Genomic DNA, 26,897 nt, shown 5'->3' on the forward strand with positions numbered 1-26,897 from the left:
CAGTTTTATTCATCTCTTAACGCTTCAATAGGTGGAAGTTTTGAGGCATCGATAGCCGGTTTAAGGCCGGCAATTACACCTATTATTGCTGATACCAGCAGCGCTAAAATTAGCACAGACAGTTCGAGCTCTATTGGAAAATCAGGAAAGAGATAGTGTGCGACAACAGAAGGCAGTAAAATCAAACTGTAGCCTAATAATCCACCAAAAATTGCAAGGGCGATGGCTTCATATAAAAACAAATTTCTTAATTGAATTGACGTAAATCCGAGAGCGCGCAGCAATCCAATTTCTTGTTTCCTTTCGGTAACAGTAATACTAAAGATTGTGAGAATCCCAACTCCCCCGACCAATAGTGCGATGCTACCTAAACCGGCTGCTGCGACTTTAACTATTTGTAAAATATCATCCATGCTATCAAGCATGGCGTCCTGTGTGATTAATGTAAAATCCTCCATTCCATGACGCTCAATCAATTTTCGTTTTACTAGCTCAGCAATGTCGTGAGAAGAAATATTCTCATAATAAAAAACGTCAATTTCCATCAAACTGTTTCTGTTAAATAATTGCAGGCCTTTTTGTGCCGGGATATAAATAAGATCATCTAGATTAGTACCTAAAAATTCGCCTTTACTTTCCATAACCCCAATAACACGAAAGCGAGTTTGCGCAATACGCACAATTTCTCCAAGAGCTCCTTTGTTGCCAAAAAGTTCTTTTTTTAATTCGCTACCTAATACTGCATAGGCTCTTGGTTGTTGAATGTTATCGTCTGGAAGAAAACGACCTTGTGCAACATCTATTTTCCATGCTTTCGCAGCTTGAGGACCAACAGCAGCAATATCCGTATAACGACTTCGATTTACTGACTCTATTTGACCAGTTCCAAATACGACCGGAACCACATGCTCTACGGCTCTTAATGACTTTAATTGAATAGCATCATCGAGAGTTAACGGTCGTGTTGTATTAAGGAGACCACCAAAACCAAAGGTTTCAGTTTTACCGGGAGTAATCGCGATAATACGACTACCAAATTGAGTGAACTCATTCATTATGAACTGCCGCATTCCCTCACCAAGCGCTGAGAGTAATGTTACCGATGCTATGCCTACTGCAAATCCTAAAATAGTTAATAAGCTTCTTAAACGGTAGGAGCTCAGCGAGCGAAATACCCATTCGAAACGATCGGCCCAGTTCATGAAAAACCTCGCATCGCAAGTATGGGATCCAGTTTGGACGCTTTAGCTGCAGGTAACCAGGAGAAAAGAGCGCCCATAATAAATGCGGTTACAATAGCCGAAATGACAGCCCACCAAGTAGCTGCAATGGGGAAATCTGGCCAGTACCAGCGCACAAACTCAATACCAGAAAAGGCGAGAAGCATACCGATGACTGAGCCGGCAGTGGTCAGCAATAGAGCTTCGCCAATAAATATGCGTTTTACTTGTAATCCAGTTGCGCCAAGAGCTTTTAATAATCCGATTTCATGGCGTCGTTGAGCTACTGAGATATAAGTAACGTTCATAATTAAAACGCCAGCAACCACTAAACTAATTGCGGCTATCGCACCAACAACCGCAGTAACGGTGAGCATTATTGAATTGAATGCGCTCAGGATAGAATCTTGACTAACAAAGCTAATATCATCTTTTCCTTCATGTCGTTCAGCAATTATTTTGCGAATACGCTGTTCGGTATAGGCTTCGCTATTACTTTGCGACAGTTGAATGATGACTCTAAAAAGAGCCGGAGAATTGAACAGCATTTCTGCAGAACGCACCGGAATTATTGCCATATCTCTGAGATCAAGACCGAGTGATTCACCACGCTCTTCAAGGACTCCTATTACACGAAAGCGATAATCACCTGCACGTACCCATTCTCCAACAGCTGACTGATTTCCGAAAAGTTCTTTTTTTATTTTTGAGCCCAGTACAATAACGGGAACATGTTGAGTTGAAGAGTTTTCCGGTAAGGCTCGTCCTTCGCCAAGAGTAAGATCCCGAATAGGAAATATTGCAGGTGTTGAACCCATTGTAATCACTTCTCGGCTTCGATTCTGAAACGTTATTAATGCAGTACCGGCAATTATGGGAGCGATTTTATCAATTGTGCTTATATGCTCAATAGCTTGAACATCTTCGAGTGTTAAGTCTCTCGTTGTTGTTCCGTAAATCGGTGGTGCTCCTCCTTGGGTTTCTTTCTTTCCAGGTAATATGATGAGTAAATCGGCTCCCAAACTTGAAAATTCTTGCTCTATAAATCGACGAGCACCTTCACCCAGACTAGTCAATAAAATTACAGAGCAGACACCGATTGCTATCGCTAATGTTAATAATAAAGTGCGAGGTATGTGACGTTTAAATACAGGAACACTAAATTCCCAATAATCAACTAAACGCATGGTGTTTTTCTACTTCCGACAATTTTCCATCGATGATCTGTAATTTCCTCGGAGCTCGGGAGCCGAGTTGAACATCGTGGGTCACCATCATCAATGTTATGCCTTCCTGATTGAATTTTTCTAAAAGTTCAATCACTTCACTTCCGGATCGGCTGTCAAGATTCCCTGTCGGCTCATCGGCCAATAGAATACTGGGTTTCATCAACAAGGCCCGTGCAATTGCTACGCGTTGTAATTGACCGCCCGATAATTGCTTTGGTAAATGATCGGCGCGGCTGCTAATGCCCAACTGTTCCAATATCTTCATTGACTGCTCGCGACGCTCATGCTTAGGGGTTTTGCTCAACATAAGCGGGACTTCTACATTTTCCAAGGCAGTTAATCTGGGAATCAGATGAAATGATTGAAAAATAAATCCAATGTTATTTTGGCGTAATTTTGCTCGCTCCTCTTCGATCAAAGAGTGAGTTGCAATGTCATTGATATATAGTTCACCTGAGTCTGGGCGATCCAGTAAACCTATCATATTAAGTAAGGTACTTTTTCCCGAGCCAGATGGACCCATAACCGATAAGTAGTCGCCCGGGTTAATAGACAAATTGACATGGTCGAGTGCTTTTAGAGGTGTTTCTCCTAATTCGTAAGTTTTGCATACATCTTTCAGTAAAATCATTGAGCTAATCCGTTATTGATGTACGCACTGTAATGCCTGGCTTTAAATCATTTTGACCTAAAGAGGTTATCACTTTATCACCCGGTGATAGACCTTCAGTAACTTCTGTAAACTTCCAGTTTCCAATACCAATTTTTATTTCACGTTCTTCAACAATATTGTTTTTACTGACTATCCAAACCTTATTGCCCTCTATTAAAGCTTCCGTGGGGATCCTGATCGTACTTTCTCGATTGGCGAGAATAACTTCGGCGTCAGCGCTGTAGCCCACAAGTAATGACTGTTCTTGAGTGTCAAAGTTGACATCTATAGTGACAGTTCTTGCTTGTTTTGCAAAATCTTCAACATAAGGTGATATACGAGTTAACTTCCCTTGAAACGTTATATCTCGATAAGCATCAAGACTCACACGCACCGGTTGTCCAATTTTAAGTAGTGATGCATCAACTTCATCAATAGGTGCGGAGACATAAACGCAATCTGCCGTCAAAAGGTCGATTGCTGGCGGTGTTGGTACTCCGGGAGGAGAGGGCGTAGTTATCTCTCCAACTTCTCCACTGATATTAGCAACCGTTCCAGGAAAAGGAGCTCGAATGTAGGTTTGTTCCAAAAACGCATTTTGTAATTCGAGCTGTGCCTCAAATTCTTTTTCTTGTGACTTCGCTGCTAAGCATGTTGCTTCACTTGCACTTGCTTTGGAAGTAGCTCGATCTACGATGTCTTCTGCGGCGAGCTCTTTTTTTGCCAGAACATCAAGTCTCTTGGCATCGCGTTCGTCACTAGCTGCGCCAATACAAATACTATGCTGTTGTAAACGATGCGCTTGTAGTGCTGCTTCTGCCCTTTTAACTTGCGCCTTAATATTCTCATTCCACAATTCAATGAGTAAATCTCCGGCTTTAACAGAATCTCCTTCTGTGACATAAATCGCAGAAATTTGACCGCTGGTTAATGGTGCAATTTTCGATCTTTTACAGGCGTTTACTGTTCCACTTCGGGTGTTGGCTACGGTTGCTTCAACTGCGCCCGTATCAACAATATAGGTTTCTACTGATATCGAATCTTCTTTAGAAAAGGTAAAAATTATTACAATAAGAACAGCAACTGCAGCGCCAAAGAATATTTTTTTAGTCATCGTACCGAGATCCCTGACTTTGATCGTTCGTATGATTGTAGCTTACGCGATATTTATTATATTGATTTTAATCAATCTCGAATAGAATATTAGAAGCTTTATCCGCCTTGACTACTAAATTGCTTTACCCAAATGAGTAGTTCATTAACAGGCATCGGTTTTGCGAAATGGTATCCTTGAATGAGATGACACCCAAAAGCATTAACAATATCCAGTTGATGTTTCGTTTCTATCCCTTCGGCGATGACTTTCTTGTTCAATGATTGTCCCAGGTTAACGATTGTTTTGGTAATTATATTATCATCGGAGTCATGCTCAATATCTGAAACAAAAGACCGATCGATTTTTAAAGTAGAAACAGGGAATCGCTTTAAATAAGCTAAAGAGGAATAACCTGTGCCAAAATCATCGATTGCCAAATTTACGCCCAGGTCGTCGAGTAAGTTAAGGCGTTCAATCATATCTTCGCCAATTTCCATTAACGTTGTTTCTGTAATTTCCAGTGTTATTGATCTGTGATGTAAATTTAAATTATTTAATGCATTTTTTATGTCATCAATTAAATGTTCGCTACAAAATTGGTGAGGAGATAAGTTGACTGCTACGCCAACATCTTTGAGTTCTTCTTGTTTCTGCCATTCTAAACAATCTTTAAATGCTTGCTGCATCACCCATTGACCTATTTGAATTATTTTTGCATTTCGCTCAGCAGCCTCTATAAAATAAACTGGAGATAGCAAGCCTTTTTCTGGATGTTGCCAACGAATTAAGGCTTCTGCTTTAACGACTTTATTTCGTTGAGTATCGACAATTGGCTGATACATCAAAATGAATTGGTTGTCGTCTATGGCTACTTGTAATTCATCATGCAACTTTTTACTCTGAGTAAGCTCAAGTTCAAATTCTGGGTCATAAAATCTATAAGTATTGCGGCCACTTCGCTTCGATTTGTACATAGCTAGGTCGGAGTTTTTTAATAAGCTTTCAGGAGTTACTCCGTCATGAGGGTAAACAGCAATGCCGATACTTGCGCCAGTATTTACATGTTGATAATCAAGTTCTAGTGGCTTGGACAGCTCTTCCAGAATTCTTTCAGCGAATCTTGATGAACCCTCACCTATGTTTTCGAACTCTGCGATAATTGCAAACTCATCACCTCCGAGACGGGCGATGATATCTATGTTTCGAGTTGAAAAATTGATTCTTTTTGCTGTGATTTTTAATAAAGTATCGCCCGTGGAGTGTCCTAATGTATCGTTGACTTCTTTAAAGTTATCTAGATCCAATAAAATTACGGCAAACGAATTATTTTTTCTTTTGGCTTGCTCTATTTTTTCATTTAACGCTAAGTTAAATTTAGTCCGATTTGCTAAACCTGTTAGTGGGTCGTGTTGTGCTAAAGAAACGAGCTTCTCTTCAATATGTTTTCTTTTTAGTGCATATCTAATTGAGCGCTCAAGTAAAGCCGCATTGAGCTCTTGTTTGACAAGATAGTCCATTGCTCCTGCATTTGTCGCTTCTATATCAACTTCTCGATTATCCATACCTGTTAAAAGAATTACCGCATATACTTGATAAGTACTTGAAGTAATTTCTTTTGTAAGTTCGATGCCTGTATGCTCACCTAGCATGTAATCAATTAAATAAACATCATAGCTATTATTATCAATTAGATTGACTGCATCGTTATAAGTTGAGGCCCAAGTTACTTTTGCTTTTTTCCCGTAAGCTTCTTCAAGATAATCTTCAGCAAGTATAAAATCGTCTTCATCATCTTCAATCACAAGAATTCTAAGAGTATCTTGTTCGTTTACTGGAGATGTGTCGAGAAGAGATTTTTTCATTATTAAGTTTCAGGTAGTTTCACTATTTTAAACCAGTAGTCTGAAAACTTGTGAACTAATTCGACTAGTTTTTCAAATGTAACTGGCTTCGTGATATAAGAGCTAGCTCCTAAGTTGTAGCTTTTTAATATATCCTCTTCTTCTTTAGAAGTTGTCAAGATTATTATCGGTATATGCTTAAGACTCTGATTGCCTTTAATTTCTTTTAGAGCCTCTCGGCCATCTTTTCTTGGCATATTTAAGTCGAGTAATATGATATCTGGCAAAGCTGTATTCTTTAGGTTTTGGTACTCTCCTTCTCTTTTTAAGAAGTCAATTAAGTCTTGTCCATCTTGTGTAAAGCTAATGTTATTAAGTACATTAGCTTCTTCGATAGCGTCTTTAAAAAGCAAACAGTCATCGGGATCATCATCACACATATGAATCTGAATCATTGAGCTTTTACTCTCCATACTAACAGGTGCTCTCAATAACTAATTAAGCGGCAAGAAAACGATGAACTCTGAACCTTCGCCGAGAGTACTTTTAACTTCAATTTTTCCATTATGTCGCTCTACAATTTTCTTACATATTGCTAAGCCAATACCTGTTCCCTCATATTCATTTCTAGCATGAAGTCTTTGAAAAACCTCAAAAATTCGTTCTGAATACTTGCTATCCATGCCTATACCATTGTCTTGAATATGTATTTCAATTTGAGTATCGTCATCATTAACTTTAGACCAAATTTTCACATGATGCTGAACATCTGCTCTTCTAAATTTTAATGAGTTCCCAATTAAATTTTGCATCAATTGACGTAGTTGCAATTCATCACCTTCAACGACCGGTAAATCATTAACTTCGACAATAGCACCGGATTGCTCTATTGCAATTTCTAGATCGGAAATTACCCCATTTACTATTTCATTCATATTGGTTGATTGAAATGGACGTCCCCGAGTCGCTACTCTCGAAAATGAGAGTAGATCGCTAATTAACTGGCTCATTCTACTAGCTGCTTGCTGCATTCTCTTTAAATAGTCCTTTGACTTATCATCGAGATCATCATAGCTTCGAGCGATAAGTCGATCGCCAAAAGCTTGTACTTTGCGAAGTGGCTCTTGTAGATCGTGAGAAGCTACGTATGCGAATTTTTCTAACTCTTCGTTGGAGCGCTTGAGCTCCTCTTCGCGAGCACGAAGTTGTTTGTCTGTTAGGCGACGTATTAGAACTTCTTGATTAAGTAAGTTTGTCTGTTCGATAACTCTAGTGGACATCAAACGAAACTGTTGTGCGAGTGTACCCAGCTCGTCATTTCTTTCTGTTGGCAATGTATCTATTTTTTGTGTACGACCAAATTTTTTAATGCTGGCCAGTAGTTGTTGAATTGGAATGGCTAAAGCTCTGAGAGCTAATGTTGTTAGAATAATAGCGATGGTTACAATAATTAAACTCGTATAAATTAAACTACGGTTTAATTGATCAGTGATAGATTCTATTTTTGAGTAGGGTTGAATAAGTGAAATTCTTATATATCGATCGGGGTTTAAAGGATCAAAATGAAATTTTTCGTGAACAAGTGAATATTCTTCATTAGCTTTATCTCTAACTGTGCCATATTGCAGTTTATTGTCATTAAAAATTTTGTCACTTCCGTAAAATTCATTTTCCATAATATGTTGAGCTTTTTCAGGGAATTCGAAAGTGAACGTTTTTTCTTTTTCTGGATGATAGATAAATTGTCCATCATCTTGTGTCGCATATAAGTTAATGTCTTGAGTTAAAATTTCTGCTGCATCCTCGAAAGTATGAGTAATATCCATACTGATTACGATGAATCCATAGAGTATTTCCCGGTCAAAAATAGGCGCGACCGACCTCAAAGTTGCTATTGTGGGGGTATAAATCTTCCCTTCTTCTCTATCCAAAGATAACTTAGATAATAAAACTTCATCGGGACTTAAAGAGGTAGAGTTTTTTATATACGGCCTGTGAATTTTTTCTTGCAGCTTATCGGGAGGTAACAGAGTTATCTTGTTATTTCTTTTCCAAGCAGTTATTTTTTCGATAGCACTTTCTGATTGTTTATCTTTTTTGTACTTAATGAGTCTCACTTTAAAATAAGGTGGTGAAGCAGCAAGAGTTTGATTGAATAGAACGGTCAAACTTTCTTTCCACTCTTCTTCTTCAATTACATCGAGAATATTGGATGATGAACTATTTGTACTTTCAATTAACCCTTTGATAATTCTAGAGCGAGCTATTATTTGAGCATCAGTACGTAGTTGCTGAATTTCTTTCTCTAAACTTCTGTTAATAAATCTCAAGTCTTGCCGTAATTGAATGTATTTTTCTTCGGTGAGAGATTCTGAAAGTTGACGAGACATGACAACTACGATGGTCGTTGAGGTAACGACGACCAGCAAAATAGTAGTTAGAAAAAATTTTGTCCGTAAAGACCAGTTACCCAACATTTTCGATTCAGAATACCTGGGCTACCGCCCGTAGTAACTAAGTATATTAACTATAGTTAATATACTTAGCATTACGAGATTAAAAGTTTGATTAGTTGTTTTTCGTTTCTTTTTTGAAAAATATATTTTCTTGTTCAGCGGCCAAATCTTCTTCTGGAGCGCCTTTTTGAATTAGGGCTCGTACCTCTTTAAATTGTGGGCTATTGGCTGTTAAACCATATATTTCACGCAATTTATCGACACCTGAGCTTCGGTGAACTCGAAAGCTTTCAACCACATCTTCCCATTTAGTTTTAGTTACTTTTTCGATTGATAGTGCCAGGTAAAAGTCAGCTGGGCTGAATTCGTACATCTCAAAGGTCTCGATGAGACGTTCTTCAGGCACATTGAATGTCTTTGCTTGCTCTTTGATCGCCTCTAACCAATTGCCTTGCGCTACGTGATTGATGTTTATGAGCCAGCGGTCCAATTGTTTATCTCCACTATCCCACTTTTCTGAAGCAAACCCAACAGAGAGGCCCAAAACAGCGATAGTTGCAATAATAAAGGTTTTCATTTGCATATCTCTTTTGTAAACAATCAGTTAAGGGTTAAAAATTCGACTAAAATTGTCAAGTTAAGAACGAGACTTGATCGTGATTATGGATAAATATTTAATATCTGCAAATTAATCGAATAAAAAGTCATCTTTCGGGTCTGAAACACGTATAATGTCGCGCCTCGAAAGATGAGAGAGAATACCTGTGATTGAGAAGTTGAGAAATATCGCCATTATCGCCCACGTTGACCATGGCAAAACCACACTAGTTGATAAGTTATTGCAGCAATCTGGCACTTTGTCAGACCGTGCTGAGCCTACGGATCGAGTCATGGACTCGAATGATCTTGAAAAAGAACGAGGCATTACAATTTTAGCGAAAAATACTGCGATAACTTGGAATGACTATCGAATTAACATTGTTGATACGCCCGGACATGCCGACTTCGGTGGCGAAGTAGAGCGAATTATGTCGATGGTTGATTCGGTCTTATTGTTGGTCGACGCCGTTGACGGGCCAATGCCACAAACTCGGTTTGTTACCCAAAAAGCTTTTGCTCAAGGTTTGAAGCCTATTGTTGTAATTAACAAAATTGATCGACCTGGAGCTCGTCCCGATTGGGTAATGGATCAAGTATTTGATTTATTTGACCGTTTAGGTGCGACCGATGAGCAGCTCGATTTTCCTGTCATTTATGCGTCTGCACTCAATGGTTTTGCCAGCGATGATCCAACCGTCACAGAAGGCGACATGACGCCTTTATTTCAGTCGATTGTTGATATGGTTCAGCCACCTGAAGTTGATATGGATGGCCCATTCCAAATGCAGGTGTCGCAACTTGATTATTCCAGTTATGTTGGTGCAATAGCGGTAGGCCGAGTTAAACGAGGTCGCGTAAAGCCGAACATGCAGGTCAGTGTTGTTGATAGAGACGGCAAAACGCGGAAAGCAAAAATCGGCCAAGTTTTAGGTTATATGGGGCTCGAGCGAACTGAAGTTGAAGAGGCTTCCGCTGGAGATATCATTGCTATTACTGGTATAGAAGCGCCCAAAATTTCCGATACCATCTGTTCTCAAGATGCTGTGGAAGCATTGCCCGCCTTAACGGTTGATGAGCCAACCGTTACCATGACGTTTCAGGTCAACACCTCTCCATTTGCTGGTAAAGATGGCAAATTTTTAACGTCTCGCCAGATATTAGAGCGCCTTGAACAAGAGTTAATTCATAACGTTGCTCTTAGAGTTGAGCAAACTGATGACCCTGATAAATTCCGGGTTTCAGGTCGAGGTGAGCTTCATTTATCTGTATTAATTGAAAATATGAGACGAGAAGGATTTGAGCTCGCGGTTTCTCGTCCTGAGGTTATCATGAAAGAAGTTGATGGCCAGATGATGGAACCTTATGAAAACTTGACGATTGATATTGAAGAAAATCATCAAGGTTCGATCATGGAAAAGTTGGGATTACGAAAAGCTGAATTACAAGACATGGTGCCTGACGGTAAAGGTCGTGTTCGAATCGACTTTATCATTCCTGCACGTGGATTGATTGGTTTCCAAACAGAGTTTCTTACTGCAACCTCTGGTTCAGGATTGATTTATCACACGTTTGAAAGATACGATGTTGCTGTTCCAGGTGCTTTAGCACAACGGCATAACGGTGTTCTTATTAGTAATGGGCAAGGTAAGTCTTTAGGATATGCTTTGTTCAGCTTGCAGGAGCGAGGACGCTTATTTATCGGTCATGGTGTTGAAGTTTACGAGGGTATGGTGATCGGTATACATTCTCGGGACAATGACCTGACGGTAAATCCACTTAAGGGCAAACAATTAACAAACGTTCGAGCTGCAGGAACTGATGAGAATTTAGTACTCACTCCGCCGATCGTGTTTACGTTGGAGCAAGCCCTTGAGTTTATTGATGATGATGAGCTTGTTGAAGTGACGCCAAAGAATATCCGTGTTCGTAAAAAGTTCTTGAAAGAACATGAGCGAAAGAGAGCATCACGACAAGCCTAATGGAGCTTTAATGAAGATGACTTTACGGGCAAATTTCTTTCTGTCGAGCATGTTCGGCGTATTAATTCTGGCAGGCTGTGCAAATCAGTCTGCATTAGATGTTACACGCATGCTATTTGGATACATTGAGCCACCGAAAGCCGAATCGGTGATGGATTCGATGAAACGTGAGTATAATCGCTGTCTTGCCATTGATAGTGACCGAGATTGTGTCCAGATCGCTTATGATAAAGTTCGAGTGACTCAGGGCCTGGATCCAAAGCCAATTCCCAAAGGTTATGTGGTCATTGTTCAAGAGGAAATGAATAAGCCAGCCAGTACTGAGGAGTCTGAAAGCGATCCTGAGTAATTTGAAGGTTTCAGATTCTTTCTAAATTTAAAATTTTATTGAGTACAAAAATAAAAGAACCGGCCAGGGGTGGCCGGTTAGAAGTGTCAATATTTTGCAGGTAGGAGATTGACGTTTTTAAGTTTAGAATGGTGTGCGAGGGTTCGATGTAAGTCGACTCGTAATTGCCTGTAAGATAATGACCATTCGCAGCTAGAGATATTTTGCTTAAACATAGCTGACTTCCTATCCCCAAGTGCTACCATTAGTGAGACGCTGAATAGATAGCGTTAAACTATTAGAATGATTCTAACAACCGCCGGTGACGTAGAAATATGCAAGTTTTGTTTCCAGAAATTAAAGCTTATGCGAAGCATCATATTGATGTAGGTAGTGGCCACCACATTTATTATGAAGAGAGCGGGGTAGAACACGGTACTCCAGTCGTTTACGTGCATGGGGGCCCTGGAACTGGCTCTATTTCTTACCATCGCCGGTTTTTCGATCCAGAAAAATATCGCATTATTCTAGTCGATCAGCGTGGTTGTGGGCAGTCCAAAGCTGATGATGCGCTAAAAGATAATACAACGGATCACTTAGTACAGGATATGGAAACAATCCGTGAGAAGTTGGGTATTGATAAGTGGTTGTTATTTGGCGGAGGTTGGGGAGCGACTCTGGCTTTGTTGTACGCTCAAAAGTATCCTGAGAAAACATTAGGTCTCGTCCTTCATTCCATTTTTCTTGGCCGCCAGCAAGATATTGACTGGATATTTGAGACCGGAGTTCCTCGTTTAGTGCCGGACTACTGGGAAGAGTTTGCTCAGTCATTGCACACTTCGGGTACCAAAAACCTGTTAGATGTATTTTCTCAAAGATTAGAAGGTAGTGATGATTTAGCCCGCATGGCCGCTGCCAAGAGTTGGGCTGTCTGGTACGCTCGCAGTAGCTTATTGCATCATTCTACGACTTGGTTAAAGCGGTTTAACGATCCTCACGTTGCTAGCACAACAGCGCGTATTCAAGCACATTATTTCAGGCATAAGTGTTTTCTGGAAGATAACCAGCTGCTGAATAACGTTGATAAACTGAAAGATATTCCTGGAATTTTGGTTCATGGACGTTTCGATCTACTCTGCCCTCTTGATTGTGCTTGGTTATTGCAACAACATTGGCCGATAGCTGAGTTACATATTATTCGAGATGCCTGTCATGCGAATTTGGATCCTAGCATCACTGACGCATTGGTAAGAGCAGCGAAGGACATTCATAGGATCATCACACATGATTGCTCTGATTCAGCGAGTGACTGAAGCCAATGTCTGCGTAAACGGTAAAACAATTGCATCTATTAACGAAGGGCTTTTGGCGTTAGTCGGAGTGCAGAAAGGTGATACTGAAAAGCAAGCGCGAAGATTGTCAGAAAAGCTTCTTGGATATCGTGTTTTTTCGGACGCTGAAGGCAAAATGAATCTTTCCGTTAGCCAAATCGAAGGTAATGTATTGCTTGTACCACAGTTTACCTTAGCAGCTGATACTTCAAGTGGTATGCGTCCGAGTTTTAGTCCTGCAGCTCCTCCAAGCGAAGGTGAAAGGCTTTTCAATCGTTTCGTAGAGATATGTCAGGAGCGACTTCCTTCTATTCAAACCGGTCAATTTGGCGCAGACATGATGGTCAAACTCAGTAATCATGGACCAGTAACTTTTTGGTTGCAGGTTGATCCACAATAATTTGCTATTGGAAGCGGGTTCTTTTAATCTTTTACGCATAAAAAAGATTAATAACTTTTTGAGGATCTAGCCTGATGTCTGACTCTCCCCAATTTAACATTATGTTAACCGGCGAACTGTTGGGTGACCGAGATCAAGTAATTTCAGCTTTGGCTGAAATGTTCAAGAAAGAAGAGCATCAAATTGAAAAGCTCATTAGCTCAGCTCCTATTGCCATAAAGAAAAAAGTAGCGAGAGAAGTTGCAGAAAAATATCAAAGAGCTATTGAGGCAAAAGGTGCGATTGTAAAGCTCGAGCCTCTTAGTCCCGAAAAAAAGCCAATGCATACAAGTTGGTCGCTCGAGCCAACAGAAGAGGAATTGGAGCAGCAAGATAATCAGACGGCGCAAAGTACAGAGCCGGCTCCACTAACTGGGAAAGCTAACTTTGCGGTAAAAGATATTGAGCAAGAGCAGGCCCTTACAGAGCCTAAACAAAGGACTCCAGATGTAGAGGCTGACAATTATTATGCAACTCCCGAAAGTGAAATCGTTACTGAGGACAGAGTAGCAGGCCAAATGTCACTAAGGGACGTCTATTTCTCATTTGATGGTAGAATTAATCGAAGTACATTTTGGTTGAAATATTTTTTACCTAGTATAGGCCTTTTTATTGTTTTTGGAATCTTGTTTGCTATTGCTCCTACTTTCATGTCAATCTTAGCTCTCCCTATTTCAATAGCACTAATATGGATATCCATTGCTGTTTCAATCAAGCGGCTGCATGATATAGACTTTGTTGGCTGGTGGTACTTACTCAACTTTATTCCCGGTGGCGGACTGGCTGTATTGATAATGAACGGTTTTATTCCTGGAACACCTGGCTCCAATCGTTTTGGTTATCCAGAAGAATAAAATTAACTTACATTGAATTGATCCTCTTTTTCTAATTGCTGCTTAAATTTTAAAAGGAGGTTTTCAGCTTGCTCTCTTATTGACGATTGATTGAAAAACATCACTGACTTCCAAAATAAGCCTTTAGGTGTGATCTTTTGGTTCACAGTGAGTTTTGTTTTATTTTCTAACTCTTCAAAAGTAATCCGAACCTGTGAGGTTTGTTTTTTGTCAATTAAAGAGAATAAAATTTCTTCATGTATTTCAAGCTTATCAATTCTTAAAGCTAAAGTTTTCAAAGATTCTTTATTCGTGAAGTTTAAAATAGTATCTTCATTTAGCGAAAGCCACCGCGCATTTTTTTTATCGATACTTTTAAGGTTGGGGAGCCAAGTTTTTAATTTATCTTCACTTATTATGTAATTAAAACTCTCTTCAATTGGCTTGTCTAAAACAATTTCAGACTTAGAATCATAGTTAGGCTTCAGCATACCAATGCTTAAAAATACCAAGATCAGAGCTGTAATTATCTGTATAGATCGTATTAATAGTTTCATTTTGAAATTCTTATGCTTCTGTTCCACGTAGCTTTGTAACTTTTTCAAAAAGATCGTCTGCTGTTACATCTTCCGCGGCAACTTTATCGCCGACTGAAAACTTGATTTTTGACCAAAATCTTTTGGGTATACTTCCCATAGCAGGCCCGTCTTTTCTGCTAAAGAAACTACCCCATAGACCACTAAGGGCCATAGGTATTACCGGAACCGGTGTTCTCTTTACGATCTTTTCAATACCAGGTCGAAATGGATTGATTTTGCCATCGGCTGTAATTTTACCCTCAGGGAAAATACATACAACTTCTCCTTGTTCTAAATTTTCTGCAACTTTATCAAAAGCTTTGTCCATCAGTTCTGGATTTTCTTTGGCTGAAGCAATGGGAATCGCCTTTGCTGTTCTAAATATAAAGCTCAGCACAGGTGTTTTAAAAATTCTATGATCCATTACAAACCTCACTGGACGACGGCAACATCCGGCAATTATTAATGCGTCCATAAAGCTGACATGGTTGCATATTAATACACAAGGTCCTTCTTCTGGAATTTTTTCTAAGTCTTTAAGTTTTATGCGGTATAAAGTGTTTACTAAAATCCAAATCAAGAACCGCATTAAAAATTCGGGCACTAAAGAAAAGATATAAATAGTTACTATGGCATTTAAAACACCTGTGATTAGAATAATTTCTGGAATAGAAAAGCCAAGAGAGATTAAACCAATAGCCATTGCTCCTGAAAGAACCATGAATAAAGCATTAAGAATATTATTCCCAGCAATTATTCGTGAGACATGGTGTTTTTCACTACGTTGTTGAATGAGTGCATACATTGGAACGATATAAAAGCCACTAAAAACACCAATTAAAGCTGAATCTATCAAAGTCCTCCAGTTCTGCCATGTTTTAAGAAATTCCATATTTGTCAATAAAGGCTCAGCATCAGAGATATTATTATTGAAGTACAAGTCGACGGTAAATAATGTCATTCCTATTGCACCGAAGGGTACCAAGCCTATTTCAACTTTTCGCCCACTCATCTTTTCACAAAGTATTGATCCTATGCCAATTCCAATTGAAAAGAAGGTTAGTAATAACGTGTAGACGCCTGCTTGTCCTCCTAATGTATGCTTTGCATAATTAGGTAGCTGAGTTAGTATCGTTGCACCAAAAAACCAAAACCATGAAATGCCTAAAACAGATAGAAATACCGTACGGTTAGTCTTCATAAACTTGAAGTTTTTAAATGTTTCAGTAATTGGATTCCAGTTTATTTTTAGGTCGGGCTCTACGGATGGTGTTAGAGGAATTGTTCTAGAACTCAAGTAGCCAAGCAATGCTACGAATAGTACGATACCACAAACAATTTCTACTCCATGGTCAAAGTTTCGAACGAATTCAACACCGATAATTTGTCCAATTAAAATAGCAACAAATGTACCCATCTCGACTAAGCCGTTACCTCCAACGAGTTCCTTATTCTCTAGGTGTTGAGGTAATATTCCATACTTAATTGGTCCGAATAGTGTCGACTGTAAACCCATTAGAAATAAAACAAACATTAAAAAATTGACATTTGAAAAGTAAAACCCAATACATGCTAAGGCCATTACTAAAATTTCAAATATTTTAATTTTTCTTATACTCAAATGTTTCTGGTATTTTTCAGCAAGTTGTCCTGCTGTTCCTGAGAAAAGAAAGAAAGGAAGAATAAAAACAACGGCTGCGAAATTAACCAGCAAACCTGACTCTGTCGCATTATCGCTAACAACTTTGAATGTCAGAAGCGTTATAAATGCATTTTTAAAGATATTATCATTGAGTGCCCCTAATGCCTGAGTAATAAAAAACGGCAGAAAACGACGTTGTTTTAATAGATCAAATTGATTACCTGACATAAAAAATTCCTATAGGGTCACTCATTTAAAGGCTCTGTTCCCGACTGACCACCACGCTTTGGTAAATCAGGATCGGTTGTACTCCAATTGACATGTGTGTCATAAAAAGCGTGGCAATCAACAGGATGTGAAAGAGTTGTATCGACTAGAGCTCTTGATACATGAACTTCATCTTTCCATCGACTAGAGGTAAATAGCATCGGTGTTCCGCAATTTTTGCAGTGAGCGCGTGATGCATCGGCAGATGATTGATACCAACTTAAGTACGATTTGCCTTTAGTAATTTCAAACTTTTCTTTATTGATACCAAGCCATGTGACAAAAGCAGCACCATTTGCTTTTTGGCACATAGTACAGTGGCAATGTGCTATCCAATTGACTGGCTCGGCAAATGAGAGTTGAACAGATTGACAAAGGCAGCTAGCAAAATGTTGCTTAATTTGAGTTTTCATTAAACTGCACCTTGAATGGCATTCATATCTACAGGCCAATCAAAGAATGTTGCGCTATTGAGCGTTGATATAGCAGCAATGATATCAGCGTTAATATTTCTTGAATTAGCTACCGCTTCTCCTATTTCAGGTAAATAGCAGGGCTCGTTTCTATTATTTTTTTTCTTTAAAGTACGAGGCATAAGATAAGGAGCATCGGTTTCTATCATTAAACGGTCATTAGGTATTAAATTTATAGCTTTTAAAAGATCATTGTTTCTACGTTCATCGCAAATCCAACCAGTAATTCCGATGTAAGTATCTAACTGAAGGTATCCAGTCACTTGCTGCTCGTCACCGGTAAAACAATGAATCAGGCATTTATTGAGTTTGCCTCGGTACTGATGAAGGATGCTTATCATTTCGCGAAAGGCATCTCGCTCATGCAAATAAAGTGGTAATCCATGTTTTATTGCCAATTCAATTTGTTGAAGAAAGATATCGATTTGTTGATTGGGCTCTGAAAAATTTCTATTAAAATCGAGACCACACTCACCCACCGCAACAGCGAAAGGTGATTGTAATAAAGCATCAAGTAAAGTAAATTTCTCTTCATTCATTGTTTTGGCATCGTGTGGGTGACATCCCACCGTGCATCTTAAGTGCTGGGGGTATTTTTCGCATAACTCAACAGCAGCCATTGAATGTTCTAGATCGGTAGCAACGATAATCATACGTGTAACTCCAGCATCAATAGCGCGTGCCAATACATCATCTCGATCTTTATCAAAACGACTACTTGTGAGATTGACACAAATATCAGTCCAAATTTTCATTCTTTTGTCATCCTACTTTATTCAGAAGTGTTAGCTAGCTGGTTTTCCAATGTATCTTGTATCGCAACAATGAGTAGCTTTAATTGCAACTTTTGATTATTGAGCTCCTTTACCCTACTGTGTCGCCCAATTCAAATAAGAGCATAGAAAAAATTAGTGACAATACAAAGGGATATTTACACTGTTCGTTTCTAAACCAACTTGAGGATAGATTAAATATCCGTTAGAACGTGTTTGAGAATACCACTGAATATCGCCCATTTGTGTAATTGCCTTAAATGCTAATGTATTGCTGTCCACACCTATGGGAGCGCTTTTTCGTGTTGGTGGGATAGTAATACGATGGCTTAAGGATTGTCTTTTAGAGTATAGAACTCTTATTTCGATTTCCGATGTGCAATGATTTGTGAATGTTGCATCGATCGATCTTGTTAGAGATTCGCTTTTATTCGTTATGCTTGAATCGACTTCAAAAGGATAACTCATGGACATGGCAATTTTGTCCAGCTTACTCAAGGAATATGAAGGTTTTATATCTAAGGGTCGATTATCGAGCCAGTTTGCCGAGACCGGATAGTTCATAATTGATTGATCGTCATAAGGGAATTGCCAAACATCATCTTCCTTTAGAGTTCGATTAATAGTCTGGCAGTGTCCGTTTACATGGTTATTATCTGTTCCCAATTTATTAATGCACCTTTGAGTTTGGTACTCAATCCAGGCTGGGCCATACGGCCATTGTGGATGGCGATACTCGTGCTCAAATCCTAAGGCATGGCCGAATTCATGCAGTATGATTCTTTTTTTATACTTTAGAGGTAGCTTCGGCTTCGAAACACTGGCTAATCGCATTGTCGGTTCAGTGGATGTCAAACTTTCATGTTTCCCAAGTTGAGTCCCGTCGTAGCCATTAAAAGAGATTCGAATGTGGCTTCCTGACAGCGGTTTCTCGGCGGTAAAGTTAAATGAAATGTTCCCGAATCGGCTCCACTCTCTGGCAGTCGCTTTCACGAGCTCATGCCAATGTGGTTCACCTTCGAGAAACCAAACCGTTAACTGAGAGCCAGGTGGCCATCTTTTATCAGGGATTAGCACTGCAGATGAGCAATGCATTGTGAGCAGGCTAATTAACCCCAGAAGCAAATAGTGCATAAATAGACGTCTTTGGGTAAACGACTTAATTGCAGTAGAATATATCAACCTTAGACAATAAACGAGATGAAACTATGCAACAAGCTCCTGTTATAGCGCCTTCTATTTTATCGGCTGATTTTGCTCGATTAGGTGAAGAAGTATCCAATGTATTGGCGGCTGGCGCAGATTGGGTTCATTTTGATGTAATGGATAATCACTATGTTCCTAATTTGACTATTGGGCCGATGGTGTGCAGAGCTCTGCGAGATCATGGTATTGAAGCACCAATTGATGTTCATTTAATGGTTAAGCCTGTTGATAGAATTATTCCCGACTTTGTTGATGCGGGAGCAAGTTTAATTTCTTTTCATCCCGAAGCCTCTGAGCATATCGATAGAAGCATCAGCTTGATTAAAGAATCGGGTTGTAAAGCAGGATTAGTTTTTAACCCGGCGACGCCATTGCATTATCTGGATCATGTGCTGGACAAACTGGATATGATTTTATTGATGTCGGTTAATCCAGGCTTCGGTGGACAGAAATTTATTGATGGGACTCTCGATAAACTCAAGCAAGTTAGAGATATAATCGATAACAGCGGTTACGACATTCGTTTAGAAGTTGATGGCGGGGTAAAAGTCGATAACATCGGTGAAATATATGCTGCAGGTGCTGATACCTTTGTTGCTGGTTCTGCAATATTTAATACGGATGACTATCAAGCAACCATTCAACAAATGCGTGATCAAATTGCTGCTCAGCAGTCTGCTTAATTTTATATGTGCTCAGTTCTTAAAAGAACCAAATCGAGTAGTTCGGGGTCGTAATATGATTTTAATGATTGATAATTACGACTCTTTTACTTTTAATCTGGTTCAATATTTTCAACAACTCGAAGTCGATATTTTAGTAGAACGAAACGATGCGTTGAGCATAAGAGATATTGAGAAGCTGGATCCTCAGCGAATAGTCATTTCTCCTGGTCCATGCAGTCCTGACGAAGCTGGAATTTCTTTAAACGTTATCGAGAAATTTGCTGGAAAAATCCCTATTTTGGGTGTTTGCCTTGGCCATCAGGCAATTGCGCAAGTATTTGGTGGCAATGTTGTTAGGGCCGAAAAAGTAATGCATGGCAAAACCTCTTCCGTATTTCATAACAATGACGGTGTATTCAAAGGACTTAACAATCCATTGGTGGCGACTCGCTATCACTCGCTTGTGGTAAAGAGAAATACGTTACCGGACTGCTTTAATATCACAGCATGGACTGAGAATGAGCAAGGTGAGTTTGAATATATTATGGGTCTTCGGCATAAAGAGCTTCCTTTGGAAGGCGTGCAATTTCATCCGGAGTCTGTGTTAACAGAACAGGGACATGCTCTATTAAGTAATTTTTTACAGAGCTAATTTTTTACCTACTTTGATTCTTGTAAAAAATCTCGGTAAATTTTCTGAAAGAAGCTTTTAAAGGACTCCAATAAATTCCCACGAGAGTGTCGTGCTCGGTAAAATCTTTTCCGACTCCAAAGCGAATACGAGGGCAGTTTTTAGCGGTAATTAAAGTTCCTGCCATGCGATCCCAAATGGCCAGTGCTGAACCCAGGTTGCTGTCGAAGTGTATTGGATTGTCGCTATGGTGAATTTGATGTTGTGCTGGACTAATAAACCAATGTTCAAATTTCTCGCCCCATGAGAGCCAAATATGTGAGTGCCGTAAATTAGAGCCCATTACATTGAATATAAATACGAAAATATTAGCTCCTGCCAGCTCAATTACCGACAATTGAGTTCCAAATAAATAGAATCCAATGCCAACAGCAGCTCCTTGTGCGAGTGCTAATCGACAGGCAAATAAATAGTTTTCTACTGGGTGAGAGCGATAAATTGTAAAGGGAGTTAATACTTTGGCTGAGTGGTGAACTTTATGTATTTCCCACAAAAAGGGAACTTTGTGCAATAACCAATGTAAAACGAAACGGGATAAATCGTCGAACAAGAATAATAAAATAGTAAAGCTGGACATTACTATCCATTGTGTTTCTGATACCGGTGTAATTGGACCGAGCATCCATTCCAGTAAATCAGTTAGCGTTAAGGCGATGGGGACCATCGTTAGTATAATAGGAGTAAGTAATACGCCACGAATTAACTTGTTGACTATAAGTAAGATATAATCTTGCTTAGCAGAGGAAGCGAGCCAAATCTTTCTAGGAAACAAGTACTTAATAAATCCTACTACTGACCTGGAGCGTTTCGCCAAGAAATAAACTATAAAAGCAATAATGACTGAGCTTATTAAATACGGAAAATAGATACGCTGTCCGGCATCAAAAAGATACAGACTCAATTGCTCAAAGGTGTTTATCAGAGGGTCCAAAAACGGCATGGATAATTTAATTGCATGTTTAAAAACTGGTCAATGTTACTTTGATTCAATGTATACCGCCATGACAATTCAAATTTTTTCTTTGCCCAACACTTATATTGTAGCGCTGGGCAAAAAGTTTATTTACCAACGGTATTTATAACCAGCGAATAACTGTCTGGGTTTGCCCGGGCGAGCTCCAAAAGGACGCCGGCTAATAATTTCAGTTTCATCCAGAAGGTTGTCAATTTTGAAGTACAAAGTACCGTAATTTATAAAGTCATAAGCTGCTGAAAAGTCTAATACCCAAAGTGGTTCAGTTGTAACTCCAGAAAGCGTTACATTATCTCCGGCTGCTTCATACATTGAGTCAGTGTACCGAACTAATAAATTACTCCGCCAGTCACTGGATTCTAATCCAACAGTGAGGGTAAGCTGATTTTCAGGCATGTAAGGAATTGGATCGCCCGACTCAACATCGCCCCATAATGCGAAATCGGAACTAAACGTCTCTCCAAACTCAGCTTGCGTATGCGTGTAAATAATAGAAAATGGCAGATCAATTGCTGAAGATATGGATGTTCGATCACTGTAGCTAAATTCAACGCCAATTACTTCAGCTTCGCCAGCATTATACTCCTGATCGATATTGTCAAAGCAAGCAGAAGAGGTTGATGCCGTACAGCTTTCTTTTAAATTTTCAAAGTCACTGGCAAAACCTACCAGTTCTAGTCGAGTGCCACTATTAAAATATCGGTATCCAAATTCAAGATTAACACTTTCCTCGATATCAATTTCAGGATCTTGTTTTGGGCTGGTTGGAATAAAACCCCTGTGTACACCAATAAAAGCACCTGAGTTTTCATTCAAGTTATAAAATGCACTGGCACCTGGAAGCCACACTTCAGTAGATTTCTTAAGCCAGTTTTCCTCTTGTTCAGGAAGATTATTTTGGTAATACGAGTCAATAAATTCGCCTCGAACCCCCAACGTTACTTCCCACTTATTGAATTTTAACGTATCTTGCACGTATAAAGACCAAACTTCAGAACGCTCTGTATTGGCTGTAGTTACTTGAGTTTGGTTGCCTGAAAATTCAAGTACACCCGAGCGCATATTATAAGTATCTTCAGTATGATAACGCTCTATTTCATCTTCGTGATAACGTAAGCCAAGTTTCCAGTTATTTTCAATTTCAAATGTTTGAGATTGAAAGCGTAAATCTGACTGAACTCCTTGTGAGTAAAACTCTCGAAAATTAGTACCTATTAATAACTTTCCAAAGTTAACTTCGCTGTCGGCTTGACCATTCAAAATATCATAGTATGCGGCATTAATAGCATTGTCGGGTGAATTTAATATTTGTTGTAAGCTTACTTGCGAATCTTGAAAGTTATTTAATTTTCGCCAGCCTCGTTCGAAGTTATTGCGATAGATTCGAGTCGTTAAGTCGAACTTTGCGTTACTAATAAAATGGTTTATTTGTGCTTGCTCGTGTTCCCAGTCCATTTTTGCTAATTGGGTAGCTGCATAGCGTCTGTATGGAGTGGCTGCAAAGTCATTATCGGTTAAGCCCAAATAAGTCTCGTCGGAGACTTCATCGGCATAACCAAGCTTTAACTCTATGACTTGAGAATACTCTGCTGTATCTAGGTTGTATCTGGCCTTGGCGATAATATCATTTTTATCAAATCCAGTATTTCCGCCGCCATCCAGATTTTTAAAACCGTCACTTTCTACTGATAGTCCCTCTAATAGAAGTCCTAAGTCCCCAATACTGTTATTTATGTAAGCATGAGTTTTTTGGTAATTATCTGGTCCCAAAGATAGGTCGAACATACCTTCATTTAAACTGGATACTTGTCGTGTCTGCATGTTTAACGTTCCTGCGATAGTATTTGGACCATATAAAATCGCGGCAGGACCTTTAAAAACCTCGATGGATGTTAATCGACTTACCATTGGAAAGTAATATGCGGCCGGAGCAGAATAAGGTGCAGGACCTATTAGCACACCGTCCTCAAGAATATTGATTTTTTTGCTTCGTTCGGGGGTTACTCCTCGAAATCCGATGTTTGGTCTTAAGCCATAACCATCTTCTTGTCTAATATTAACTCCTGGAACTTCAGCTAGAATTCGATGAATGTCATCAAACTCAAATTTTTCCAATTGCTCTTCATCTAAAACTGTAGCTGAGCCTGCTTCGGTACTAAGTGCTACTTTTTTTCCAACAATCAACATACGTTGGTTGTATTCGTCATCTTTGGTCTTTTGAGTATCCTCTGATTCACTTGAGTAACCATAGTTAAAAGTCAGCAATCCAGCGGTAAGAAAACAAATTTGTAACGTACTTGATGAACTATTCATATTTCTAAACTTTGAAAAAATTGTGAGTAATTCTCCTGCCTTTTAGGCAGAAGGCTCTTTAAATACATAAACCTATTTAATTAGTCATTATCACCCGCTGATGTAGCAGGTAGTTCCAGTGCGAGCTGATTGATGAAATCTGTTTTTAATTGATCGGTAATTGTTTTAACTTTTTGATGCGTGTCTCTCACTTGAACATCGTTATTTTCAAGTGACTCTTTCAATGTTGCCTGATAGGCTTCTACATCAGCAATGGCTGCATCTATTGCGGTTCGTAAATTATTAGCCGTTAAAGAGGCTCCTTCTTCGATTAAGTAATCGTCGAACCCTGTGGTTGTTTCATGAGTTGTCACTTCACCCGTAAAAAGGGCTTTTAAAGCGAGCAAGTTGCTGTGAATATTTTCTAATGAGTGCTGAGCATGTTGTGACTCAAGGTTTTCTGGGCAGATATTCTGTTGACAACTGTTTTCAAAAACACCTAAAGGTTTTGCAAGTTTTGCGTCTTTTGTAAAACTATCAATATAAAACATGGCATCAGAAACACGATTGACCGCTTCATGAACATTATTAAAATCGCTGCCAGGTTGATCGGCTGCATTTAATAGTGAGTTTGCATATCCATTCTCTCCGCTCCAGGCATCCAATAATATTTGTGTGTTATTGGCAATATCGTTTGCTACTTCTGTAGCAAACTCGCAACGCTGCTCCCTTTTGGTATTGTCCGATAAACCTTCCCAGCCTTGTGGTGCGGTAGTTTCAGAGCAGGAGTGATTTAAGTTAGTATTGAAAAGTAGGTACTCTAATGCGTCGAGTCCACGCCGCGTGGCGACTCGGTTTGCAATATTGTAGTCTTCGCCGTTGATATTTCCTTGATTGAAAAAAACAATATCTTGATCAACCGCGCAGGTACTGGTAACTGGCCAAGAATAAATTTTATTACGCAGTAAATTCTGATTTTCAACCAAAGGACCTAGTTGCATGACTTCGATACGTTGCCACTTTACCATCGACTGGCGCCAGATATCGCGAGTTTCTAATAATTGATTATCGCGTTCTTGCTGAGTTGCATTACCCGCATTAAATTGCTTTTCAATAGTGCAGTATTGGTTTACCGATTCATTGAGCTGATTGGCTGTAACTTCAAAATCGAGAAACGTTGGCGTAATGATGTTATTTGTTAAATGCGACAATAAAGCACTTTCGTTGAAACTAGATGGTCCACCGTCGTTATCATTTCCAGAATTAAAATCGTCACCTTGAGTACTGCTTATATTGTCACTGCAAGCTGTAATTAATAAAGAAGTGGACAAAGCAATTGCAATAGATTGGATGAGCTTACGTATTTTCATGTTATTCATGCTTTTATATCTAGAGTTTTTCATTATTGTTAAACAGAAAAGGTCAAGCAAAATTTAAGCCTGACCTTTATGGTTTAACTCATCTTTATTGGTTATTTCTTTCAAATTTACCAGTTAGCAACATTCTCACTATCAAAGCCGTAAGCTGATTCAAGAATACCGCGTGCAGTCATAAGGTCAGTTTTGTACTGTTCAATATCTGCCTCTGATACGACAGGTGCGTCTTGCAACAAAGAGTGCAATTCGGTGAACTGAGCGTCTGTTAAAGGAGAATGCGGATTGAACTGTAGATTCAATGCAAAACCTTTCATTTCTGACCAGTGTTTCGCAAGATTTGAATAGTCAAATTCTGCTGTTTCCAAACTGTTGAGGTCTGCTAATGTATCGTTAATATAATGAATGACCGTTGCAGAAATTGACTTTTCCCAATACTCGACAACAATGTCTCGTTGCGCTTGCAGCTCTGTCATTTGCTCATTCGTTAACTCCGCGCCGACGTTGTCGTTAATGATTTTTCGGCCATTAAGTAGTGCGTTAAATGCATTCGTACTGAAATCAGTAGGAACAGTTAGTTCAGAAGTCCCTCGATCTCGTTTGGCTGCATTCACTGAGTTTCCAAAGTTTACTTCTGAGTTTAAATCGAACTCACCATTACCATCACTATCGTGTCGGCCAGAGCTGTATTCTTCTCGACCTCCTTTGCCGGCGATTTCGTCATCTGTGTACTCAAGATAATCGCGAGCAGCACCAAAGTAGCCATATCCCTCATCCCATTGATGTTCGAGAGTCGTGTATATATCGTCGCCCAAAATATTGGTAGTTTCTAAGCCCTTACCGTCAGTACCATCATCTAAGTAGTCATCGGTACCTTGAGAAAAAGCGACTGCACCGAGAAGAAACTTTTGAATTAGTTGTTTAAGATCGCGGCCGTCTTCAGTCAAATAAATTTGAGTGATTTCATTGCCATTAAAATCAGTTCGTGTATTTCCATCCAGATAAGTTTGTGCATTGTCAGCCAACATACCGAAAAAAGTTTGTACTAATTCGTGAGGCGTTGTTGAGCCTGCGATGCCCCAGCCTTCAAAATCGCCGTTATTCCAATCTTTATGTTGTCCAACAGGGTCATTGCCAGCAATTTTGCCGAATAAATCTTTTTTAGAGGACGACAGCTGGCGTAAATTGGTTTGTTCAGCAGCTTCAATAAAGTCAACCATAAAAGTGTCGGCAACCAGATCGTAGTCTTCACTTGAAATTTCATAGAAAGAGTTCAGTTTATTCATAACCTCTTGGCGAGAAGTGAGAGCTCCTGTCTCTAACTGCGATTGTAGTTCACTTCCGATAAACTGGTTTAATTCTTCAATTAAAACCATTCTCGTAATCTGTCCAGAGTAGGATACGGTTGACTCTCCTTCTGAGTTCGTAAACTTGTAAGTATCGAGTAAATCGTTAACTTCGATGGTGACTAATTTTGAAAAATTAAGTCCATCTTGATCGAATACGGTCAGAGGAACTTCTAATGCTGAAGTTTTTTCATAATTCAGAGCAATTCCGGTTTTGAGCTTTAATGTTGAATTAATGATCTCAAAACTATCGTGGGTAGTAGTGAAGGTAAATGTATCGTTAGAGTTAGGATCAACGGCTGTTAAAGTACCGACAATAGCACCAGCCGTATTTTCATCGATTTGGTTTGCTGATATCTGAATATCGGTAGGTGCTTTATTTGAACTGCTAGAAGAGCCGCCACATGCGGTTACAGCAAGTAAAGTTGTTGTTATTGCTGACGAAATCAGAAGTTTTTTAGGCATATTTCTCATGATTTTCTCTGTTTGTTTTATTTCGATGGCTGAATGTTAAATAAAATGCTAATGAAAATCAATCTCATTCAGTGTTGTGGATAGAAAATAATGAATATTTATTGATCACGATCAATTCATAGAAAAAAAGGTCTAGTGTT

At 39.2% G+C, this 26,897-nt stretch carries 24 protein-coding genes; 7 read left to right on the top strand and 17 right to left on the bottom strand.

Translation table 11 applies throughout. The annotated features are described in order from the left end of the window. Nucleotides 1-5: 5 nt before the first annotated feature. The 8 genes from FAX86_RS05585 to FAX86_RS05620 form a co-directional block, all read right to left on the bottom strand. On the bottom strand, nucleotides 6-1,202 hold the full coding sequence (locus FAX86_RS05585; protein WP_144392354.1) for an ABC transporter permease: 1,197 nt from the start codon (nucleotides 1,200-1,202) through the stop codon (nucleotides 6-8). Then, on the bottom strand, nucleotides 1,199-2,407 hold the full coding sequence (locus FAX86_RS05590) for an ABC transporter permease (protein ID WP_144392355.1): 1,209 nt from the start codon (nucleotides 2,405-2,407) through the stop codon (nucleotides 1,199-1,201). The genes FAX86_RS05585 and FAX86_RS05590 overlap by 4 nt, the downstream gene beginning before the upstream one ends. Continuing rightward, a complete protein-coding gene (locus FAX86_RS05595) occupies nucleotides 2,394-3,080 on the bottom strand; it encodes an ABC transporter ATP-binding protein (RefSeq protein ID WP_144392356.1) in 687 nt (228 codons plus the stop codon). Before FAX86_RS05595 ends, FAX86_RS05590 begins: the two co-directional genes overlap by 14 nt. Before the next feature lie 4 nt (nucleotides 3,081-3,084). After that, complete coding sequence (locus FAX86_RS05600) at nucleotides 3,085-4,215, bottom strand: efflux RND transporter periplasmic adaptor subunit (protein ID WP_144392357.1); 1,131 nt, start codon at nucleotides 4,213-4,215, stop codon at nucleotides 3,085-3,087. Between the two features lie 98 nt (nucleotides 4,216-4,313). Beyond that, nucleotides 4,314-6,059 carry a two-component system response regulator gene (locus tag FAX86_RS05605; RefSeq protein ID WP_144392358.1) on the bottom strand — a complete coding sequence of 582 codons (1,746 nt, stop codon included), beginning with the start codon at nucleotides 6,057-6,059 and terminating at the stop codon, nucleotides 4,314-4,316. 2 nt (nucleotides 6,060-6,061) lie between these two features. Continuing rightward, a complete protein-coding gene (locus tag FAX86_RS05610; RefSeq protein ID WP_246128503.1) occupies nucleotides 6,062-6,493 on the bottom strand; it encodes a response regulator in 432 nt (143 codons plus the stop codon). Nucleotides 6,494-6,532: 39 nt separating this feature from the next. Then, nucleotides 6,533-8,428 carry a sensor histidine kinase gene (locus FAX86_RS05615; protein WP_164503473.1) on the bottom strand — a complete coding sequence of 632 codons (1,896 nt, stop codon included), beginning with the start codon at nucleotides 8,426-8,428 and terminating at the stop codon, nucleotides 6,533-6,535. Nucleotides 8,429-8,606: 178 nt separating this feature from the next. Further along, nucleotides 8,607-9,071: a hypothetical protein gene (locus FAX86_RS05620; RefSeq protein WP_144392361.1), complete on the bottom strand. Its 465-nt coding sequence runs from the start codon at nucleotides 9,069-9,071 to the stop codon at nucleotides 8,607-8,609. A 187-nt stretch (nucleotides 9,072-9,258) separates the two neighbouring features. Between FAX86_RS05620 and typA the strand changes: the two genes are divergently transcribed. The 5 genes from typA to FAX86_RS05645 all read left to right on the top strand — a co-directional run bounded on the left by typA (nucleotide 9,259) and on the right by FAX86_RS05645 (nucleotide 14,025). Continuing rightward, nucleotides 9,259-11,073 (top strand): translational GTPase TypA, encoded by a 1,815-nt coding sequence (gene typA / locus FAX86_RS05625; protein ID WP_205859105.1) that lies wholly within the window; start codon nucleotides 9,259-9,261, stop codon nucleotides 11,071-11,073. 10 nt (nucleotides 11,074-11,083) lie between these two features. Further along, nucleotides 11,084-11,422 carry a hypothetical protein gene (locus FAX86_RS05630; protein ID WP_144392363.1) on the top strand — a complete coding sequence of 113 codons (339 nt, stop codon included), beginning with the start codon at nucleotides 11,084-11,086 and terminating at the stop codon, nucleotides 11,420-11,422. Nucleotides 11,423-11,736: 314 nt separating this feature from the next. Next, nucleotides 11,737-12,714, top strand: a complete 978-nt coding sequence (gene pip / locus FAX86_RS05635) for a prolyl aminopeptidase (RefSeq protein ID WP_144392364.1) — start codon at nucleotides 11,737-11,739, stop codon at nucleotides 12,712-12,714. Beyond that, nucleotides 12,686-13,132: a D-aminoacyl-tRNA deacylase gene (dtd, locus tag FAX86_RS05640; protein WP_144392365.1), complete on the top strand. Its 447-nt coding sequence runs from the start codon at nucleotides 12,686-12,688 to the stop codon at nucleotides 13,130-13,132. The genes pip and dtd overlap by 29 nt, the downstream gene beginning before the upstream one ends. A gap of 74 nt (nucleotides 13,133-13,206) precedes the next feature. Beyond that, a complete protein-coding gene (locus tag FAX86_RS05645; protein ID WP_144392366.1) occupies nucleotides 13,207-14,025 on the top strand; it encodes a DUF805 domain-containing protein in 819 nt (272 codons plus the stop codon). Between the two features lie 2 nt (nucleotides 14,026-14,027). On the opposite strand, the gene FAX86_RS05650 is transcribed toward FAX86_RS05645, so the two are convergent. The 5 genes from FAX86_RS05650 to FAX86_RS05670 all read right to left on the bottom strand — a co-directional run bounded on the left by FAX86_RS05650 (nucleotide 14,028) and on the right by FAX86_RS05670 (nucleotide 18,871). After that, the gene (locus tag FAX86_RS05650; protein ID WP_144392367.1) at nucleotides 14,028-14,561 is read right to left on the bottom strand and encodes an SRPBCC family protein; all 534 of its coding nucleotides are present in this window, start codon (nucleotides 14,559-14,561) and stop codon (nucleotides 14,028-14,030) included. A 10-nt stretch (nucleotides 14,562-14,571) separates the two neighbouring features. After that, nucleotides 14,572-16,452, bottom strand: a complete 1,881-nt coding sequence (locus FAX86_RS05655; RefSeq protein WP_144392368.1) for an MFS transporter — start codon at nucleotides 16,450-16,452, stop codon at nucleotides 14,572-14,574. Between the two features lie 17 nt (nucleotides 16,453-16,469). Next, complete coding sequence (locus tag FAX86_RS05660; RefSeq protein WP_144392369.1) at nucleotides 16,470-16,904, bottom strand: GFA family protein; 435 nt, start codon at nucleotides 16,902-16,904, stop codon at nucleotides 16,470-16,472. Further along, nucleotides 16,904-17,719 carry a TatD family hydrolase gene (locus tag FAX86_RS05665; protein ID WP_144392370.1) on the bottom strand — a complete coding sequence of 272 codons (816 nt, stop codon included), beginning with the start codon at nucleotides 17,717-17,719 and terminating at the stop codon, nucleotides 16,904-16,906. The genes FAX86_RS05660 and FAX86_RS05665 overlap by 1 nt, the downstream gene beginning before the upstream one ends. A gap of 153 nt (nucleotides 17,720-17,872) precedes the next feature. Then, on the bottom strand, nucleotides 17,873-18,871 hold the full coding sequence (locus tag FAX86_RS05670; RefSeq protein ID WP_144392371.1) for a zinc metalloprotease: 999 nt from the start codon (nucleotides 18,869-18,871) through the stop codon (nucleotides 17,873-17,875). 74 nt (nucleotides 18,872-18,945) lie between these two features. Here FAX86_RS05670 and rpe point away from each other — a divergent pair, with 74 nt between their 5' ends. Both rpe and FAX86_RS05680 read left to right on the top strand, forming a co-directional pair. After that, nucleotides 18,946-19,626 carry a ribulose-phosphate 3-epimerase gene (rpe, locus tag FAX86_RS05675; protein WP_144392372.1) on the top strand — a complete coding sequence of 227 codons (681 nt, stop codon included), beginning with the start codon at nucleotides 18,946-18,948 and terminating at the stop codon, nucleotides 19,624-19,626. A 55-nt stretch (nucleotides 19,627-19,681) separates the two neighbouring features. Further along, nucleotides 19,682-20,260, top strand: coding sequence for an anthranilate synthase component II (locus tag FAX86_RS05680; RefSeq protein WP_144392373.1), 579 nt, complete (start codon nucleotides 19,682-19,684; stop codon nucleotides 20,258-20,260). Between the two features lie 4 nt (nucleotides 20,261-20,264). Here FAX86_RS05680 and FAX86_RS05685 read toward each other — a convergent pair whose 3' ends face one another. From FAX86_RS05685 to FAX86_RS05700, 4 genes are all read right to left on the bottom strand, one after another. After that, nucleotides 20,265-21,071: a sterol desaturase family protein gene (locus FAX86_RS05685; RefSeq protein WP_205859106.1), complete on the bottom strand. Its 807-nt coding sequence runs from the start codon at nucleotides 21,069-21,071 to the stop codon at nucleotides 20,265-20,267. Nucleotides 21,072-21,362: 291 nt separating this feature from the next. Further along, nucleotides 21,363-23,585: a TonB-dependent receptor family protein gene (locus tag FAX86_RS05690; RefSeq protein ID WP_144392375.1), complete on the bottom strand. Its 2,223-nt coding sequence runs from the start codon at nucleotides 23,583-23,585 to the stop codon at nucleotides 21,363-21,365. A gap of 80 nt (nucleotides 23,586-23,665) precedes the next feature. Beyond that, nucleotides 23,666-24,934, bottom strand: a complete 1,269-nt coding sequence (locus FAX86_RS05695; protein ID WP_164503474.1) for an imelysin family protein — start codon at nucleotides 24,932-24,934, stop codon at nucleotides 23,666-23,668. 116 nt (nucleotides 24,935-25,050) lie between these two features. Next, nucleotides 25,051-26,748, bottom strand: a complete 1,698-nt coding sequence (locus FAX86_RS05700) for a DUF4856 domain-containing protein (RefSeq protein WP_144392377.1) — start codon at nucleotides 26,746-26,748, stop codon at nucleotides 25,051-25,053. Nucleotides 26,749-26,897: the final 149 nt, after the last annotated feature.

It is taken from the genome of Pleionea sediminis, from assembly GCF_007570825.1.
In the GTDB taxonomy this organism is placed as follows: Bacteria; Pseudomonadota; Gammaproteobacteria; order Enterobacterales; family Kangiellaceae; genus Pleionea; species Pleionea sediminis.

Bases quoted from the DNA above. Each gene is read 5' to 3' on its own strand.
- FAX86_RS05585 (WP_144392354.1), bottom strand. From the start codon at position 1,202: ATGAACTGGGCCGATCGTTTCGAATGGGTATTTCGCTCGCTGAGCTCC.
- FAX86_RS05590 (WP_144392355.1), bottom strand. From the start codon at position 2,407: ATGCGTTTAGTTGATTATTGGGAATTTAGTGTTCCTGTATTTAAACGT.
- FAX86_RS05595 (WP_144392356.1), bottom strand. From the start codon at position 3,080: ATGATTTTACTGAAAGATGTATGCAAAACTTACGAATTAGGAGAAACA.
- FAX86_RS05600 (WP_144392357.1), bottom strand. From the start codon at position 4,215: ATGACTAAAAAAATATTCTTTGGCGCTGCAGTTGCTGTTCTTATTGTA.
- FAX86_RS05605 (WP_144392358.1), bottom strand. From the start codon at position 6,059: ATGAAAAAATCTCTTCTCGACACATCTCCAGTAAACGAACAAGATACT.
- FAX86_RS05610 (WP_246128503.1), bottom strand. From the start codon at position 6,493: ATGATTCAGATTCATATGTGTGATGATGATCCCGATGACTGTTTGCTT.
- FAX86_RS05615 (WP_164503473.1), bottom strand. From the start codon at position 8,428: ATGTCTCGTCAACTTTCAGAATCTCTCACCGAAGAAAAATACATTCAA.
- FAX86_RS05620 (WP_144392361.1), bottom strand. From the start codon at position 9,071: ATGAAAACCTTTATTATTGCAACTATCGCTGTTTTGGGCCTCTCTGTT.
- FAX86_RS05630 (WP_144392363.1), top strand. From the start codon at position 11,084: ATGAAGATGACTTTACGGGCAAATTTCTTTCTGTCGAGCATGTTCGGC.
- pip (WP_144392364.1), top strand. From the start codon at position 11,737: ATGCAAGTTTTGTTTCCAGAAATTAAAGCTTATGCGAAGCATCATATT.
- dtd (WP_144392365.1), top strand. From the start codon at position 12,686: ATGATTGCTCTGATTCAGCGAGTGACTGAAGCCAATGTCTGCGTAAAC.
- FAX86_RS05645 (WP_144392366.1), top strand. From the start codon at position 13,207: ATGTCTGACTCTCCCCAATTTAACATTATGTTAACCGGCGAACTGTTG.
- FAX86_RS05650 (WP_144392367.1), bottom strand. From the start codon at position 14,561: ATGAAACTATTAATACGATCTATACAGATAATTACAGCTCTGATCTTG.
- FAX86_RS05655 (WP_144392368.1), bottom strand. From the start codon at position 16,452: ATGTCAGGTAATCAATTTGATCTATTAAAACAACGTCGTTTTCTGCCG.
- FAX86_RS05660 (WP_144392369.1), bottom strand. From the start codon at position 16,904: ATGAAAACTCAAATTAAGCAACATTTTGCTAGCTGCCTTTGTCAATCT.
- FAX86_RS05665 (WP_144392370.1), bottom strand. From the start codon at position 17,719: ATGAAAATTTGGACTGATATTTGTGTCAATCTCACAAGTAGTCGTTTT.
- FAX86_RS05670 (WP_144392371.1), bottom strand. From the start codon at position 18,871: ATGCACTATTTGCTTCTGGGGTTAATTAGCCTGCTCACAATGCATTGC.
- rpe (WP_144392372.1), top strand. From the start codon at position 18,946: ATGCAACAAGCTCCTGTTATAGCGCCTTCTATTTTATCGGCTGATTTT.
- FAX86_RS05680 (WP_144392373.1), top strand. From the start codon at position 19,682: ATGATTTTAATGATTGATAATTACGACTCTTTTACTTTTAATCTGGTT.
- FAX86_RS05690 (WP_144392375.1), bottom strand. From the start codon at position 23,585: ATGAATAGTTCATCAAGTACGTTACAAATTTGTTTTCTTACCGCTGGA.
- FAX86_RS05695 (WP_164503474.1), bottom strand. From the start codon at position 24,934: ATGAAAATACGTAAGCTCATCCAATCTATTGCAATTGCTTTGTCCACT.
- FAX86_RS05700 (WP_144392377.1), bottom strand. From the start codon at position 26,748: ATGCCTAAAAAACTTCTGATTTCGTCAGCAATAACAACAACTTTACTT.